Origin of the sequence: Janthinobacterium sp. SUN120 (assembly GCF_030397735.1) — a bacterium.
Taxonomy (GTDB): domain Bacteria; phylum Pseudomonadota; class Gammaproteobacteria; order Burkholderiales; family Burkholderiaceae_D; genus Janthinobacterium; species Janthinobacterium kumbetense.
This window is the reverse complement of record NZ_JAPUBW010000023.1, coordinates 1-1,011: the sequence shown is the minus strand read 5'-3', so window position 1 is coordinate 1,011 and position 1,011 is coordinate 1. Positions and strand designations below refer to the sequence as shown.

The window sequence follows — 1,011 nt, the reverse complement described above, 5'->3', positions numbered from 1 at the left end:
AACAGAGATTAAACTGAAGAGTTTGATCCTGGCTCAGATTGAACGCTGGCGGCATGCCTTACACATGCAAGTCGAACGGCAGCACGGAGCTTGCTCTGGTGGCGAGTGGCGAACGGGTGAGTAATATATCGGAACGTACCCTAGAGTGGGGGATAACGTAGCGAAAGTTACGCTAATACCGCATACGATCTAAGGATGAAAGTGGGGGATCGCAAGACCTCATGCTCGTGGAGCGGCCGATATCTGATTAGCTAGTTGGTAGGGTAAAAGCCTACCAAGGCATCGATCAGTAGCTGGTCTGAGAGGACGACCAGCCACACTGGAACTGAGACACGGTCCAGACTCCTACGGGAGGCAGCAGTGGGGAATTTTGGACAATGGGCGAAAGCCTGATCCAGCAATGCCGCGTGAGTGAAGAAGGCCTTCGGGTTGTAAAGCTCTTTTGTCAGGGAAGAAACGGTGAGAGCTAATATCTCTTGCTAATGACGGTACCTGAAGAATAAGCACCGGCTAACTACGTGCCAGCAGCCGCGGTAATACGTAGGGTGCAAGCGTTAATCGGAATTACTGGGCGTAAAGCGTGCGCAGGCGGTTTTGTAAGTCTGATGTGAAATCCCCGGGCTCAACCTGGGAATTGCATTGGAGACTGCAAGGCTAGAATCTGGCAGAGGGGGGTAGAATTCCACGTGTAGCAGTGAAATGCGTAGATATGTGGAGGAACACCGATGGCGAAGGCAGCCCCCTGGGTCAAGATTGACGCTCATGCACGAAAGCGTGGGGAGCAAACAGGATTAGATACCCTGGTAGTCCACGCCCTAAACGATGTCTACTAGTTGTCGGGTCTTAATTGACTTGGTAACGCAGCTAACGCGTGAAGTAGACCGCCTGGGGAGTACGGTCGCAAGATTAAAACTCAAAGGAATTGACGGGGACCCGCACAAGCGGTGGATGATGTGGATTAATTCGATGCAACGCGAAAAACCTTACCTACCCTTGACATGGCTGGAATCC

General features: G+C 51.9%; 1 rRNA gene. It reads left to right on the top strand.

Going from position 1 to position 1,011, the window contains the following annotated elements:
- Nucleotides 1–10: 10 nt before the first annotated feature.
- Nucleotides 11–1,011, top strand: a 16S ribosomal RNA gene (locus tag O0879_RS28550); the annotation flags it as partial.